A 14,414-nucleotide genomic window follows, 5' to 3' on the forward strand; every position below is an offset into this window, starting at 1 on the left:
AGGGTCCGGCCGCGGACCGGGGGTCTTGCCGGCAAGGTCCGGCCCTGCCAAGCTGCAAGGCAGGGAGAACGCGCATATGGACGGACAGCAGAACAGCCGCAAGTCGCTGGACACGGCGGAAATCGGCGCGCTTGCGCATCTTTACCGGGCTGAAATCTATCGCTCGACCATCTGGCGCACGCGGCTCGACACCACGACGAACTGGTCGGTGGTGACGCTGGGGGTGGCGCTGTCGATCACCTTTTCCTCGCCCCAGGCATCGCCGTTGCCGCTGGTTCTGGTCGGCATCCTCATCATCTTCTTCCTGATGCTGGAGGCCCGGCGCTATCGCTATTTCAACGTCTGGCGCGCGCGCTGCCGCTGGATGGAGCTGAACTTCATGGCGCCGATGCTGCGCGACGGCGATTTGCGGCTGGAAACCGGCTGGCAGGACCGGCTAGCCGAGGATTACCGCCGCCCCGCCTATCACGTCAGCCTGCGCACCGCCATCGGCCGGCGCATCCGGCGCAATTACTTCTGGATCCTGCTGATCCAGACCGCAGCCTATCTGGGCAAGCTGGGGGTGCATCCGACCCCGCTGCAATCGGCGGGCGAATTGCTGGAGCGCGCCGCCATCGGCCCGATTCCGGGTTGGCTGGTGCTGGCCTTGGGGCTGGCCTATTGCCTGTCCTGGGGCGCCATCGCCCTGTGGAGCCTGCGCGAGGACCGCAAGCGCGCCCGCTGGCGCCAGGATCCGCTGGGCATGGGGTGAGGGCCCGTCGGGCCGATGCAAGCGCGCGCTTTTCCTGACGCATCCCCCCGGCTGAATGCAGGATGCATGGCGGGGCGATCCAGGTTCGAGGGTGTGGCCGGCGCGGCCGGTGTTTGTGTCCTGGCGGTGCGGCCGGGTGCCGGACGGCCGCGCCGGGATCGGCTGCGCCGCTGGCGTCGGGGGGCGTTGCCCCCCGCGTTTCCTTCCACCCCTCGACGGGGTGGAGGAAACGTCCCCCCAGGATATTTGGGCACGAAAGAAGGGCAGGCGCCGCCGCCGGTGGTCGAGGCGGCCAGGCCTCGGCAGGCTGGAGCCGGCGCAATGCCACCCCATCGGCCCAAGGCGCCGAGGGATATGGCGCCGGCAGCCGTGCTGCACTAGGCTGGCGGGATGCTGGTCGATCCCAAACACCCGTTCTTCCGCCCGCTCTGGGTCCGCGTCCTCTGCGTCCTGCTGCCCCTGCTTTGGGCGGCGTTCGAGGCGGCGGGTGGCGCCTTCTTCTGGGCCATCCTGTTCGGTGCGGCAGGGATCTATCTTTTCGTGGCGCTTTTCCTGGGGCGTGGCGACGGCGGATGATGTCCCGCCGCCGGTGCGGACCCGCCTGCCGCCCCGATCCGCGGATGCCGGGCCGAGAATCATCCCGCCCAGGGCGGGAACCGGCGGCGCGGCAGCGTCTGAACGGTCCGGTTCTGTCTGTTTTTGCGGCGGGGGCTTTCCCATGGCTGCCCGGTGGAACGCCAAGATTCGCCCGATGATTCCGGCGTTTCGCAGCGTCATCGCGGCAAATCGACGATCAGACCCGGCAAAGCACTTGACCTGTCAGGCAGATTCGTTTGCATCGGGACAGGGAATATCTCTAGACATGGGAGGCATTATGTCACTCTTCTCCACCCGGATGCTTGCGGCATCGGCTTTCGCCTTGATGGCTGCGGCGCCGCTGCATGCCAAGACCTTCGTCTATTGCTCGGAGGGCTCGCCGGAAGGGTTCGACGCCGCGCCCTATACCGCGGGCACCACCTTCGACGCCTCGGGCCATGCGGTCTACAACCGCCTGGTGCAGTTCAAGCCGGGCACCACCGAGATCGAGCCGGCCCTGGCCGAAAGCTGGGACGTGTCGGAGAACGGGCTGGAATACACCTTCCATCTGCGCCAGGGCGTGAAGTTCCATTCCAACGACAAGTTCACGCCCTCGCGCGACTTCAACGCCGACGACGTGATCTTCACCTTCGAGCGCCAGGCCAGCGCCGACCATCCCTGGCACGAATACATCCCCGGCATCACCTATGAGTATTATTCCTCGATGGAGATGGACAAGCTGATCAAGTCCATCGAAAAGGTCGACGACCATACGGTGAAGTTCACCCTCAACCAGCCCGAGGCGCCGTTCCTGGCCAATGTGGCCATGCCCTTCGTCTCGATCGTGTCCAAGGAATATGCCGATGCGCTGGACGCCGCCGGCACCCGCGAAGACCTGAACAACGCCCCCATCGGCACCGGCCCCTTCAAGTTCGTCGCCTACCAGAAGGACGCGGTGATCCGCTATCAGAAGAACGCCGACTACTGGGGCGAGGCGCCCAAGATCGACGACCTGGTCTTTGCCATCACCCCCGACGCCTCGGTGCGGCTGCAAAAGCTCAAGGCCGGCGAATGCCACCTGATGCCCTATCCCGCGCCCGCCGACTTGGACGAGATCCGCGCCGACCCGAACCTCAAGCTGGACGAGCAGCCCGGCCTGAACGTGGGCTACCTGGCCTATAACACCACCGTCGCGCCCTTCGACAACCCGCAGGTCCGCAAGGCGCTGAACATGGCCATGGACAAGCCGGCGCTGATCGATGCCGTCTACCAGGGCAATGCCGAGGTCGCCAAGAACCCGATCCCGCCGACCATGTGGTCCTATAACGACGCCATCGAGGACGACAAATACGATCCCGAGGCGGCCAAGGCGATGCTGGAGGAAGCCGGCGTCAAGGACCTGACCATGGAAGTCTGGGCCATGCCGGTGCAGCGCCCCTACATGCCCAACGCCCGCCGCACCGCCGAGATGATCCAGAGCGACTTCGCCAAGGTCGGCGTCAAGGTCGAGATCGTCAGCTACGAATGGGGCGAATACCTGAAGAAGTCGATGGAAGAGGGTCGCAAGGGCGCCGTCATCCTGGGCTGGACCGGCGACAACGGCGATCCCGACAACTTCCTGTCGGTGCTTCTGTCCTGCGCCGCGGCCACGCCGGGCGGGGCGAACCGTGCCTTCTGGTGCAACCAGGAATTCTCGGACCTGCTGGCCAAGGCCAAGGCGACCTCGGACCATGACGAGCGGGTCAAGCTTTACGAAGAGGCGCAGGTCATCTTCAAGCGCGAGGCACCCTGGGCCACGCTGGCGCATTCGACCCAATACGTGCCGATGGCCAAGAACGTCACCGGCTTCGTGCAGTCGCCGTTGGGCGACTATGTCTTCGACACCGTGGACCTGACCGAATAAGGTCGCGCCCGGATTGAAACTCTCGCGGCCGTGCAGGGAAATTTCCTTGCACGGCCCTTAGGTTAGGGTTCGATGCTCAGATTCATCCTCAAGAAACTGCTTTACCTGGTCCCGACGATGATCGGGATCACGCTGGTGGCCTTCGGCTTCATCCGCCTGCTGCCGGGCGATCCGGTGCTGCTGATGGCCGGCGAGCGCGGCGTCTCGCCCGAGCGCTATGCCCAGATCGCGGCGCAGCTTGGCTATGACAAGCCGGTCTGGCAGCAATACCTGCATTATCTCGGCAACCTGCTGCAGGGCGACCTGGGCAATTCGCTGGTGACGAAGAAGCCGGTGCTGACCGAGTTCCTGGCGCTGTTCCCGGCCACGGTCGAGCTGGCGCTGGTGGCCATCATCATCGCCACGGTGATCGGCGTGCCGGTGGGCGTGATCGCGGCGATCAAGCGCGGCAGCTGGTTCGACCAAGTCTCGATGACCGCGGCGCTGGTCGGGTTTTCCATGCCGATCTTCTGGTGGGGGCTTCTGCTCATCATCCTGTTTTCCGGCGTGCTGGGCTGGACCCCGGTCTCGGGCCGCATCTCGCTGATGTATTTCTTTCCGCAGGTCACGGGCTTCATGCTGATCGACAGCCTGATTTCCGGGCAGAAGGGCGCCTTCGCGTCGGCGCTGAGCCACCTGATCCTGCCCTCGATCGTGCTGGCGACCATTCCGCTGGCGGTGATCGCGCGCCAGACCCGCTCGGCCATGCTGGAGGTGATGGGCGAGGATTACGTCCGCACCGCCAGGGCCAAGGGCCTGTCGACCCGCCGGGTGATCGGGGTCCATGCGCTGCGCAATGCCATGATCCCGGTCATCACCACCATCGGCCTGCAAGTCGGCGTTCTGATGGCGGGCGCCATCCTGACCGAGACGATCTTTTCCTGGCCCGGCATCGGCAAGTGGATGATCGATTCGATCTCGCGCCGCGACTATCCGGTGGTGCAGTCTGGCCTGCTGCTGATCGCCGCCATCGTGATGATCGTGAACCTGATCGTCGACCTGACCTATGGTCTCATCAACCCGAGGATCCGGCACAAATGACCGATACCACCGTCAAGATTTCGGACGCGGCCATCCGCCGCCGGATGCTGCGCGAGTTCTGGTTCTATTTCAGCCAGAACCGCGGCGCGGTGATCGGCCTCGTCGTCTTCGTCCTGCTGGTGCTGACCGCGATCTTCGCGTCGCTGATCGCGCCGCATGACCCGACGCAGCAATATCGCGACGCGCTGCTGGTGCCGCCGATCTGGCAAGAGGGCGGGCGCGCGGGCTTTCTGCTGGGCACCGATGCCGTGGGCCGGGACATGCTGTCGCGGCTGATCCATGGCGCGCAATATTCGCTGTTCATCGGCATCGTCGTCGTCGCCATCGCCCTGACCGGCGGCATCATCATCGGACTGGTCGCCGGTTTCTTCGGCGGCTGGGTCGATACCGTCATCATGCGCGTCATGGACGTGGTGCTGGCCTTTCCCTCGCTCTTGCTGGCGCTGGTGCTGGTCGCCGTGCTGGGGCCGGGGCTGACCAATGCGATGATCGCCATCGCCATCGTCTACCAGCCGCATTTCGCACGCCTGACCCGCGCCGCGGTGATGGGCGAGAAGGCGCGCGAATATGTCACCGCCGCCAAGGTGGCGGGCGCCGGCAACCTGCGGCTGATGTTCAAGACCATCCTGCCCAATTGCCTGGCGCCCTTGATCGTGCAGGCGACGCTTTCCTTCAGTTCGGCGGTCCTCGACAGCGCCGCGCTGGGTTTCCTCGGCATGGGCGCGCAGCCGCCGGCGTCCGAATGGGGCACCATGCTGGCCGAGGCGCGCGAGTTCATCCTGCGCGCCTGGTGGGTCGTCACCTTCCCCGGCCTCGCCATCCTGGTCTCGGTGCTGGCGATCAACCTGATGGGCGACGGGCTGCGCGACGCGCTCGACCCGAAACTGAAGCGGAGCTGAGTGATGGCGCTTCTGACAATCCGCAACCTGACCGTGCGCTTCGCCACCTCGACCGGCAGCTTCACCGCCGTGGACGGCATCGACGTGACCGTGGACAAGGGCGAGGTGCTGGCCATCGTGGGCGAGTCGGGCTCGGGCAAGTCGGTGTCGATGCTGGCGGCGATGGGGCTTTTGCCCGACACCGCCACCGTCACCGCCGACGAGATGACCTTCGACGGGCAAGACCTGCTGCGCATGACCCCGCGCCAGCGCCGCCGCATCATCGGGCGCGAGATCACCATGATCTTCCAGGAACCCATCGCGTCCCTGAACCCCAGCTTTACCACCGGCTACCAGATCGAGGAGGTGCTGCGCTTCAACGCGGGCCTGTCGAAACGCGCCGCCCGCGCCCGCGCGCTGGAGCTGTTTCGCCAGGTCGGCATCCCCGACCCCGAGGAAAAGCTGAAAAGCTATCCGCACCAGATGTCCGGCGGGCAATGCCAGCGGGTGATGATCGCCATGGCCATCGCCACCGGCCCGCGCCTCTTGATCGCGGACGAGCCGACGACGGCGCTGGACGTGACGATCCAGAAGCAGATCCTCGACCTGCTGATGAAACTGCAGGAACAGACCGGCATGGCGCTGATCCTGATCACCCACGACATGGGCGTGGTGGCCGAGACCGCGGACCGCGTGCAGGTGCAATACAAGGGCCGCAAGATGGAAGAGGCCGACGTGCTGACGCTGTTCGAGGCACCTTCGCATCCCTATACCCGCGCGCTGCTTTCGGCCCTGCCCGAGAACGCGACGGGCGACCGGCTGCCCACCGTCGGCAGCTTCCTTGAACCGGAGGTGCGGCCATGAGTGTCGTCGAAGGGCGCAACCTGATCCGCGACTATTACGTCCCCGGCTCGCTGACCCGCGCCGCCAAGATGGTGCGCGCGGTCAAGGGCATCAGCTTCTCGGTCGATCGCGGCAAGACGCTGGCCATCGTCGGCGAATCCGGCTCGGGCAAGTCGACGCTGGCGCGGATCATCGCGCTGATCGACCCGGCCTCGGGCGGCGAGCTGCTGATCGACGGCAAGCCCGTGGACATCGGCAAGGCGCGGCTGACGCGCGAGATGCGCTCCAAGGTGCAGATGGTGTTCCAGAACCCCTATGGCAGCCTGAACCCGCGCCAGAAGATCGGCGACGTGCTGATGGAACCCCTGCTTCTGAACACCGACACGCCCGCCGCCGAGCGTCGCTGCCGCGCCGAGGAGATGCTGGCCAAGGTCGGCCTGCCGCCCGAGGTGTTCAACCGCTATCCGCACATGTTCTCGGGCGGGCAGCGCCAGCGCATCGCCATCGCCCGCGCGCTGATGCTGAACCCGACGCTGCTGGTGCTGGACGAGCCGGTCTCGGCGCTGGACCTTTCGGTCCAGGCGCAGGTGCTGAACCTGCTGGCCGACCTGCAGGACGAGTTCAACCTGGCCTATGTCTTCATCAGCCACGACCTGTCGGTGGTGCGCTATATCGCCGACGACGTGCTGGTGATGAACAAGGGCGAGGCGGTCGAGCAGGGCAGCCGCGAAGAGGTCTTCGCCGACCCCTGCCACCCCTATACGCGCGAGTTGTTCGCCGCGACCCCGGTGACGGACATCGAGGCGATCCGCGAGCGCGTGGCGCGCCGCAAGGCGCTGCGCGCGGCGATGGCCTGACGCGACGAGGATGCCGGGGCGCGCAGGTCACAGGCGTCCCGGCAATGCCTTGGCCCCTGGCAGGCTGCTGGAAAAGGATCTTGGGCCTTTTCTGTAAAGGAATTGGTCCCCGATCTGGCGCAACTGGTCCAGGAGTTTGAGGTTTCCGGGTCATTTTGCGGCGAATTTCCCGGCTTCCAGAGCCGGATCGAGACACCCAGGCCGTTTTTCCGCAGCCCGCCTAGGTCGACAGGCTGGGGCCGGCGCAGCGCTTGGGGTGCATGTTGCGGAAGGTCTCCCATGCCTCGTTCAGCGCGCGGGTGCGCGCCTCGGCCAGGCGGATCGCCTCGGGCGGCAGGCCGCGGGCCAGGGCGCGGTCGGGATGGCTTTCGCGCACCAGTTCGCGCCAGCGCCGCCGCGCCTCGGGCAGCGGCGTGTCGGGCGTCACGCCCAGCACCTCGCAAGAGGGGCAGCCCTGCCGGCGGTCGTGGCGGGCGCGGATCGCCGCCACCTGGGCGGCGGGCAGGCCGAAGATGCGCGCCACCTCGTCGATGAAAATGATCTCGGCCTCGTGCAGGTCGCCATCGGCGACGGCGATGATGAACAGCCCCTCGACCACATCGGCCAGCACCGGGTCGCCCGCCGGGAACATGGCCGCGATGCGCCGCGCCCAGGCGTCGAAGCCGGCCACGTCCTGTCGCGCCAGGTCGAAGACGCGGGCGGCGTTCTTTTCCTCGGACCGCGGGATGATGAAGACGCGGCGAAAGGCCGCCACCTCGGACCGCGCCACGGCACCGTCGGCCTTGGCGAGCTTGGCCCCCAGCGCGATCACGGCGATGGTGAAGGCCACCGATTTCTCGGGCGGGGTGGCGGGGCGGCGCGCGCCGACGATCGCCGCCAGCCGGTCGGCAATGCGCTGCCAGAAGCTGCGGGGCTTCGGCAGTTCGGGGCAGGGCTGTTTCTGGTCCTTGATCGCGGCGTCCATGGCCTGCAGCCTAGGCGGGGTGGCGGGTCAAGTCCACTGACATTCCCGCCAGTTACGAGCCGTCATCTGCGGCTTTCCAACGCGGCCTTGACGACCAGCACCACCAGCGCGATCACGGTCAGCGTCGAGGCGGCGGCAAAGGCGCCGGTGGTGTTGAGGTCGTTGAACATCAGCTCGATTTGCAGGGGCAGGGTGTTGGTCTGCCCGCGGATCGAGCCCGAGACGACCGAGACGCCGCCGAACTCGCCCACCGCCCGCGCCGTGCAAAGCACCGCGCCGTAGAGCAGCGCCCAGCGGATATTGGGCAGGGTGACGCGGGAAAACACCTGCCAGCCGCGCGCGCCCAGCGTGACCGCCGCCTGCTCCTGTTCCGAGCCCTGCGCCTGCATCAGCGGCAGCACCTCGCGCACGACGAAGGGGGCGGTGACGAACATGGTGACCAGCACGATGCCGGGCAGGGCGAACATGACCTTCAGGTCATGCGCGGCCAGCCACGGGCCCAGCAGGCCCTGCCGGCCGTAAAGCAGCAGGTAGCAGATGCCGGCGATGATCGGCGAGATCGAGAAGGGGATCTCGATCAGCACCATCAAGAGCTTGCGCCCCGGAAAGCGAAAGCGGGCGATAGCCCAGGCGGCGGCGATGCCGAAGGCGATGTTGACCGGCACCACGATCACCGCGACCAGCGTCGTCAGCCAGATCGCATGCAGGACCAGCGGATCGGCGATGTTCTTCAGATAGACCGCCCAGCCCTCGGCAAAGGCGCGCCAGAAGATGAAGGCCAGGGGCGCCACCACGAAGATCGCGGTCAGCGCGAAGGCCAGCCCGATCAGCAGCCGCGGCACCGCGCGGCTTTGGCCGGGGGCGTGGGTCAGCGCGACGGTGCTCATCAGCGGGCCTCCAGGTGGCGGGCGGCGCGGAACTGGATCAGGTTCGAGACCACCAGCAGGATCAGCGCGAACAGCAGCAGCACCAGCGCGATGGCGGCGGCGCCCTGGTAGTCGTATTCCTCCAGCCGGATGAAGGCCAGCAGCGCCGCGATCTCGGTCTTGAAGGGCAGGTTGCCGGCGATGAACACCACCGCGCCGAACTCGCCCAGCGAGCGGGCGAAGGCCACGGTCGAACCCGCCAGCCAGGCCGGCAGGATCGCCGGCAGCACCACGCGGCGGAAGATGGCAAAGGGCCGGGCGCCCAGCGTCATCGCCGCCTGCTCCAGCGCCGGGTCCAGATCCTCCAGCACCGGCTGGATCGCGCGCACCACGAAGGGGATCGAGGTGAAGGTCATCGCCAGGATCACGCCGCCCAGCGTATAGACCAGCTCGATCCCGGCGCCGGCCAGCGGCGCGCCGAACCAGCCGTTCGCCGAATAAAGCGCGGTCAGCGAGATGCCGGCGACGGCGGTCGGCAGGGCGAAGGGAATGTCCATCAGCGCGTCCAGGATGCGCTTGCCGGGAAAGTCGTAGCGCGTCAGCACCCAGGCCATCAGCAGGCCGTAGAAGGCGTTGAAGACGGTGGCCGCGGCGGCGGCGGTCAGCGTCACCCGCAGCGCCGCCAGCGTGCGCGGCGCGGTGACGATGGCCCAGAACCGCGCCGGCCCGATCTCGGCCCCCTTCAGCACCAGCGCCACCACCGGGATCAGGATCACCAGCCCGACGTAAAGCAACGTCGTGCCGAGGCTCAGCGAGAACCCCGGCAATACGCGTTTCGCGCGGATGGGCGCGGCGGCGGCGCTCATTGGTTGACGAAGACCTTGTCGAGGATGCCGCCCTCGGCCAGGTGCTCATCCTGCACCTTCTGCCAGCCGCCAAAGACCTCGTCCACGGTCAGCAGTTTCACCTCGGGGAACTCGGCGGCGTATTTCGCCGTCACCGCCTCGTCGGTGGTGCGATAGTGGTTCTCGGCCAGGGTGTCCTGTGCCTCGGGCGAGTAGAGCCAGTTGAGATATTCCGTCGAAACCTCGGTCGAGCCGTTCTTTTCGGCGTTCTCGGCCACCACGGCGACCGGGAAGGCGGCGAAAAGGCTGGTCGCCGGGGTCACGGCCTCGAAGCCCTGGGCCTCGTATTGCCTGGCGATGCCCTTGGTCTCGGCCTCGAAGGTGATCAGCACGTCGCCGATATTGCGCTCGGCGAAGGTCTGGGTGGCGGCGCGGCCGCCGGTGTCGAAGACCGGCACGTTGGCAAAGATCTTGCCGACGAATTCCTGCGCCGTCTCGGGCGTGCCGCCCGCTTGCGTCAGGGCATAGGCATAGGCGGCCAGATAGGTATAGCGGCCGTTGCCGCTGGTCTTGGGGTTGGGGAACACCGCCTGCACGTCGTCGCGCGCCAGGTCCGACCAGTCCTTGATCCCCTTGGGATTGCCCTTGCGCACCAGGAAGGCGGGCAGCGAGTAATAGGGCGAGGCGCCGTTCGGCAGGGCCTCGCGCCAGTTCTCGGCCACCAGGCCGTTCTGGGCCAGCACGTCCACGTCGGTTTCCTGGTTGAAGGTGACGACATCGGCCGGCAGCCCTTCGAGGATGGCGCGCGCCTGCTTGGACGAGCCGCCGTGGCTTTGGTCGATGGTCACGTCGCGGCCGGTCTTTTCCTTCCAATGCGCCTGGAACTCGGGGTTCAGCGCCTCGAACAGCTCGCGGGCGATGTCATAGCTGACGTTCAGGATCTTGTCCTGGGCCAGCGCCGGGCTGCTGCCCAGCATCAGCGCCAGCGCGGCGACGTGAAGCTTGCGGATCGTCATAGGCTTTTCTCCTTGCGGGGGAATACGGCGGTGGCGGCCTGCGAAGCCAGGGCGCGCGGGCCGGGAAAGATCGTGCCCGCCTCGGGGCGCAGGTTGACGCGGGCGCCGGGGACCAGCCCCTGCGCCTCGGGCGCGCGGCGGGGCAGGTCGATGCCGAACTGGCCGGTGCCGTCGGTCAGCTCCAGCCGCAGCAGGGCGCCGTTGCTGGTGCGATGGGCGACCTGCCAGCGCCCGGCGGGATCGGCCAGGGGCGTCACGTCGGCGGGGCGCAGGAACAGCGTGGCCGGCCCGTCGGGCAGGGCGCGGCGCGGCAGGCGGCTCGGGTCCAGCCCCTGCGCCTCGGCCCGGCCGGCCTGCAGCATCACCGGCAATTCGATGGTCGCGCCCATGAAGCGGGCGACGAAGGGGCTGGCGGGATGATCGTGGATCTGGTCGGCATTGCCGATCTGCTCGATCCGGCCCTCGCCCATCACCACGACGCGGTCGGCCAGTTCGAAGGCTTCCTCCTGGTCGTGGGTGACGAAGATCGTGGTCGAGCCGGTCTCGTCATGCACCTGGCGCAGCCAGGCGCGCAGGTCGCGGCGCACGGCGGCGTCGAGCGCGCCGAAGGGCTCGTCCAGCAACAGCACCGTGGGCTCGATGGCCAGCGCGCGCCCCAGCGCCACCCGCTGGCGCTGGCCGCCCGAAAGCTGCGCCGGGTAGCGGTCGCCCAGATGCGCGATCTGCAGGAACTCCAGCAGCTGGTCCACCTTGGCGGCGATGACCGCCTTGCCCGGCCGCTGGACGCGCGGGCGCACGCTCAGGCCGAAGGCGATGTTGTCGCGCACGCTCATATGCGGGAACAGTGCGTAATGCTGAAAGACGAAGCCGATGCGGCGGTCCTGCGCCGCCAGGTGCAGCCAGTCGGCGCCATGCACCGCCAGCCTGCCGGAATTCGGCCATTCCAGCCCGGCGATGATCTTGAGAAGCGTGGTCTTGCCCGAGCCCGAGGGTCCGAGCAGTGCCACCAGCTCGCCCGATTCGATGGTCAGGTCGATGCCGCGCAGGACAGCGGTGCCGTCGAAGCTTTTGGTCATGTGCTCGATGACGATGGACATGGGCGCCTCCGTTTCCGCGCCAGAGGTAGCGGGCGGGCCGGGGCCGGGCAAGCCGGGCGGGCCCCGGCCGCCTTGGCGGGCGGCGAATGTTTTCCCAAGGCTGGCCGGGCGGCGGACCGCTGTTCCCCTGCCGCCGGCCCGGCGCGGAAAGCGTCCGGGCCGCAAGGGGCTGGCGCGCGCATTCTTCCTTATTTTTCATGCCGCCGGGCCGCGCGGGGCTTCGCAATCGCGCCGGCCGCTGCTAGGGTCCGGCGCGCAGCAGCAAAGGGATGGCGCGATGGGTGGCGGGGATCTGGTGATCGGGCGGGAAAGCCCCCTGGGCGAGGATCTGGCGCTGCTGTTCCGGCGCCATACCGCCGACATGCATGCCGACACGCCGCCGGAATCGATCCACATGCTGCCGCGCGCCGCGCTGGAGGGCCCCGAGATCGCCTTTTTCGTGCTGCGCGAGGGCGGCGTGCCGGTCGGCATGGGCGCGGTCAAGCGCATCGCCCCCGATCATGGCGAGATCAAGTCCATGCATGTGCTGGCCGAGGCCCGCGGGCGCGGCCATTCCCGCCGTATGCTCGAGGCGCTGGTCGCCCATGCGCGGGCCGAGGGCATGGCGCGGCTGAGCCTGGAAACCGGGGTGCAGCCGACCTTCATCGCCGCGCGCGGGCTTTATGCGCGGGCGGGTTTCGTCGAATGCCCGCCCTTTGGCGACTACCACCCCGATCCGAACAGCGTCTTCATGACGATTGCGCTGCGCGGTTCGGATTGAACGGTTGATTCAGCCGCCGTCCTGCGCCATGACTGCCGCCATGCGGCCCCGTAGCTCAACTGGATAGAGCAAGCGCCTTCTAAGCGCTAGGTTCCGGGTTCAAGTCCTGGCGGGGTCGCCATCCTATCAAGAAATGCTTTGAATATCAGGCGCTAGACGCCCGGCTTCCATTCTGCCTCTGATCGGTTCCCCGTTTCCATGCCTGATCCGCCGCGCAGGGGATGCGCTTGCGGCCCGCGCCTTGCTTTGCGTCGCCGGGCTTCGGGCGGGCCCGCCTGGCCGGCCGGGCCGCGATCCGATGCGCCTCAGCGCGGCGCAGCCTGCCAAGGCGGCAACGGCGACTTGCGGATCATGTCCGCGGCCTTCTCGGCGATCATGATGGTCGGGGCGCTGGTGTTGCCGCGGGTGATCCGCGGCATGACCGAGGCGTCCACCACGCGCAGCCGGCCGATGCCGTGAACGCGCAGCTGCGGATCGACCACCGCCATCTCGTCCCTGCCCATCTTGCAGGTGCTGGTCTGGTGCCAGCCCGTGCTGCCGGCCTGTTTCAGATGGTCCAGCAGCTGGTCGTCGGTGACGGCATCGGGTCCGGGCGCCAGTTCGCTGACGATCCGCCGCGACAGTGGCTCGGTGGCGAGGATCCTGCGAAACAACCTCATGCCGATCAGGGTGCGGCGGATGTCGTCCTCGTCGCCCAGATAGTTCGGGTGAAAGGCCGGGGCCGCCAGCGGGTCCGCGGATTTCAGCGCCATATGGCCGGTCGATTTCGGGCCGACCAGCACCGTCGCCCCGCTCATCCCCGGCTCGGGGTCGACGACGACCTGGCCGCTGGGCAGGAAGTTCGAGGTCATCGGCCGGATCGCCAGTTGCAGGTCGGGCTGCGGCTGGTCGGGCGTGGACCGGACATAGGCGCTGACCGCCGAGGATCCCATCGCCAGGTAGCCGCGACGGGTCAGCAGGTAGCGCATCCCCTCGACATATTTGCGCCATCCGACGAGGTGGCCGTTATAGGAGCTGTCGGGCGTCACCCGCATCAGGAAGGGGGCGAACCAATGGTCCTGCAGGTTCTGCCCGACGCCGGGCAGGTGCCTTGCCGCCTGGATGCCGAACTTGCGAAGCTGCCCGGCATCGCCGATCCCTGAATGCATCAGCAGATGCGGCGAGGCCAGCGCGCCGGCGGACAGGATGACCTCGCGCGCGGCGTGGATGATCCGCCTGGCGCCGTCCTGGATCACCTCGACGCCGGTCGCCTCGCCGTTTCGGAGGACGATGCGCAGAACCCGGACCCCGGTCAGCACGGTCAGGTTGCGGCGATGCAGGACCGGCTTGACGAAGGCGGTATAGGCGGATTCCCGGCGGCCGCCGCGAATGGTGAATTGCTGATACGAGACGCCTTCGTAGGGCGGCGCGTTCAGGCCGCGGATCTCGGGGATGCCGTTCCTGACGGCGGCGGCGACGAAATCCTCGGTCGAGGGGTGGCGGATCACCGGGTCGCTGACCGCCAGCGGGCCGTCGCCGCCGAAAAACGCGTCTGCGCCCCGCTCGTTGCACTCGGATTTCCTGAAATAGGGCAGGACATCGCGGTAGCTCCAGCCCTCGTTGCCGAGGCTGACCCAATGGTCGTAATCCATCGGATGGCCGCGCGAATAGACCATGCCGTTGACGGAACTCGATCCGCCCAGCGTCTTGCCGCGGGGCCAATAGACCGTGCGCCCGCCAAGGGTCGGAACGGTTTCGGTGGTAAAGGCCCAGTTGTAGCGCTTGTTGAGGAAAAGCGGGCCCATGCCGGCGGGGGTGTTGATCCAGAAATAATCCGCCGACGGTCCCGCCTCGATCAGCAGGACGCTTTTCCTGGAATCCTCGGACAGGCGGCTCGCCATGACGCAACCGGCGGAACCGGCGCCGACAACGAGATAATCGTATGGTTCCATATCAATCCCCTCCCGGAATGGCGGACGCATGGGGATGCGTCCGGGCT

General features: G+C 67.6%; 14 protein-coding genes and 1 tRNA gene. 9 read left to right on the forward strand and 6 right to left on the reverse strand.

The window, feature by feature from the left end:
- Nucleotides 1-76: 76 nt before the first annotated feature.
- The 7 genes from E3U26_RS01350 (at nt 77) to E3U26_RS01380 (ending at nt 6,888) form a co-directional block, all read left to right on the forward strand.
- Entirely contained in the window at nt 77-751 is a 675-nt protein-coding gene (locus E3U26_RS01350; RefSeq protein ID WP_036757637.1) for a DUF2270 domain-containing protein, read from the forward strand.
- 390 nt (nt 752-1,141) lie between these two features.
- The gene (locus tag E3U26_RS01355; protein ID WP_114536211.1) at nt 1,142-1,327 is read left to right on the forward strand and encodes a hypothetical protein; all 186 of its coding nucleotides are present in this window, start codon (nt 1,142-1,144) and stop codon (nt 1,325-1,327) included.
- A 298-nt stretch (nt 1,328-1,625) separates the two neighbouring features.
- Nucleotides 1,626-3,230, forward strand: a complete 1,605-nt coding sequence (locus E3U26_RS01360) for an ABC transporter substrate-binding protein (RefSeq protein ID WP_499105208.1) — start codon at nt 1,626-1,628, stop codon at nt 3,228-3,230.
- A gap of 72 nt (nt 3,231-3,302) precedes the next feature.
- Nucleotides 3,303-4,310, forward strand: coding sequence for an ABC transporter permease subunit (locus E3U26_RS01365; protein ID WP_036757631.1), 1,008 nt, complete (start codon nt 3,303-3,305; stop codon nt 4,308-4,310).
- Nucleotides 4,307-5,209, forward strand: a complete 903-nt coding sequence (locus E3U26_RS01370) for an ABC transporter permease subunit (RefSeq protein WP_036757630.1) — start codon at nt 4,307-4,309, stop codon at nt 5,207-5,209. Before E3U26_RS01365 ends, E3U26_RS01370 begins: the two co-directional genes overlap by 4 nt.
- 3 nt (nt 5,210-5,212) lie before the next feature.
- Nucleotides 5,213-6,052, forward strand: a complete 840-nt coding sequence (locus E3U26_RS01375; protein WP_499105210.1) for an ABC transporter ATP-binding protein — start codon at nt 5,213-5,215, stop codon at nt 6,050-6,052.
- Nucleotides 6,049-6,888 (forward strand): ABC transporter ATP-binding protein, encoded by an 840-nt coding sequence (locus tag E3U26_RS01380; RefSeq protein WP_499105212.1) that lies wholly within the window; start codon nt 6,049-6,051, stop codon nt 6,886-6,888. Before E3U26_RS01375 ends, E3U26_RS01380 begins: the two co-directional genes overlap by 4 nt.
- A 220-nt stretch (nt 6,889-7,108) precedes the next feature.
- On the opposite strand, the gene E3U26_RS01385 is transcribed toward E3U26_RS01380, so the two are convergent.
- From E3U26_RS01385 to E3U26_RS01405, 5 genes are all read right to left on the reverse strand, one after another.
- On the reverse strand, nt 7,109-7,852 hold the full coding sequence (locus E3U26_RS01385) for a molecular chaperone DjiA (protein WP_036757628.1): 744 nt from the start codon (nt 7,850-7,852) through the stop codon (nt 7,109-7,111).
- 62 nt (nt 7,853-7,914) lie between these two features.
- A complete protein-coding gene (cysW, locus tag E3U26_RS01390; protein WP_072463167.1) occupies nt 7,915-8,739 on the reverse strand; it encodes a sulfate ABC transporter permease subunit CysW in 825 nt (274 codons plus the stop codon).
- Nucleotides 8,739-9,584: a sulfate ABC transporter permease subunit CysT gene (gene cysT / locus E3U26_RS01395; protein WP_036757627.1), complete on the reverse strand. Its 846-nt coding sequence runs from the start codon at nt 9,582-9,584 to the stop codon at nt 8,739-8,741. The genes cysW and cysT overlap by 1 nt, the downstream gene beginning before the upstream one ends.
- Nucleotides 9,581-10,579 carry a sulfate ABC transporter substrate-binding protein gene (locus tag E3U26_RS01400; RefSeq protein WP_114536215.1) on the reverse strand — a complete coding sequence of 333 codons (999 nt, stop codon included), beginning with the start codon at nt 10,577-10,579 and terminating at the stop codon, nt 9,581-9,583. Before E3U26_RS01400 ends, cysT begins: the two co-directional genes overlap by 4 nt.
- A complete protein-coding gene (locus E3U26_RS01405) occupies nt 10,576-11,676 on the reverse strand; it encodes a sulfate/molybdate ABC transporter ATP-binding protein (RefSeq protein ID WP_499105214.1) in 1,101 nt (366 codons plus the stop codon). Before E3U26_RS01405 ends, E3U26_RS01400 begins: the two co-directional genes overlap by 4 nt.
- 277 nt (nt 11,677-11,953) lie before the next feature.
- Between E3U26_RS01405 and E3U26_RS01410 the strand changes: the two genes are divergently transcribed.
- Entirely contained in the window at nt 11,954-12,436 is a 483-nt protein-coding gene (locus tag E3U26_RS01410) for a GNAT family N-acetyltransferase (RefSeq protein ID WP_036757624.1), read from the forward strand.
- Between the two features lie 44 nt (nt 12,437-12,480).
- A tRNA-Arg gene (locus E3U26_RS01415) sits at nt 12,481-12,557 on the forward strand.
- A 184-nt stretch (nt 12,558-12,741) separates the two neighbouring features.
- Here the strand turns inward: E3U26_RS01415 and E3U26_RS01420 are convergent.
- Complete coding sequence (locus E3U26_RS01420; RefSeq protein WP_499105215.1) at nt 12,742-14,367, reverse strand: GMC family oxidoreductase; 1,626 nt, start codon at nt 14,365-14,367, stop codon at nt 12,742-12,744.
- Nucleotides 14,368-14,414 lie beyond the last annotated feature (47 nt).

It is taken from the genome of Paracoccus ferrooxidans (assembly GCF_029909815.1).
Lineage (GTDB): Bacteria > Pseudomonadota > Alphaproteobacteria > Rhodobacterales > Rhodobacteraceae > Paracoccus > Paracoccus versutus.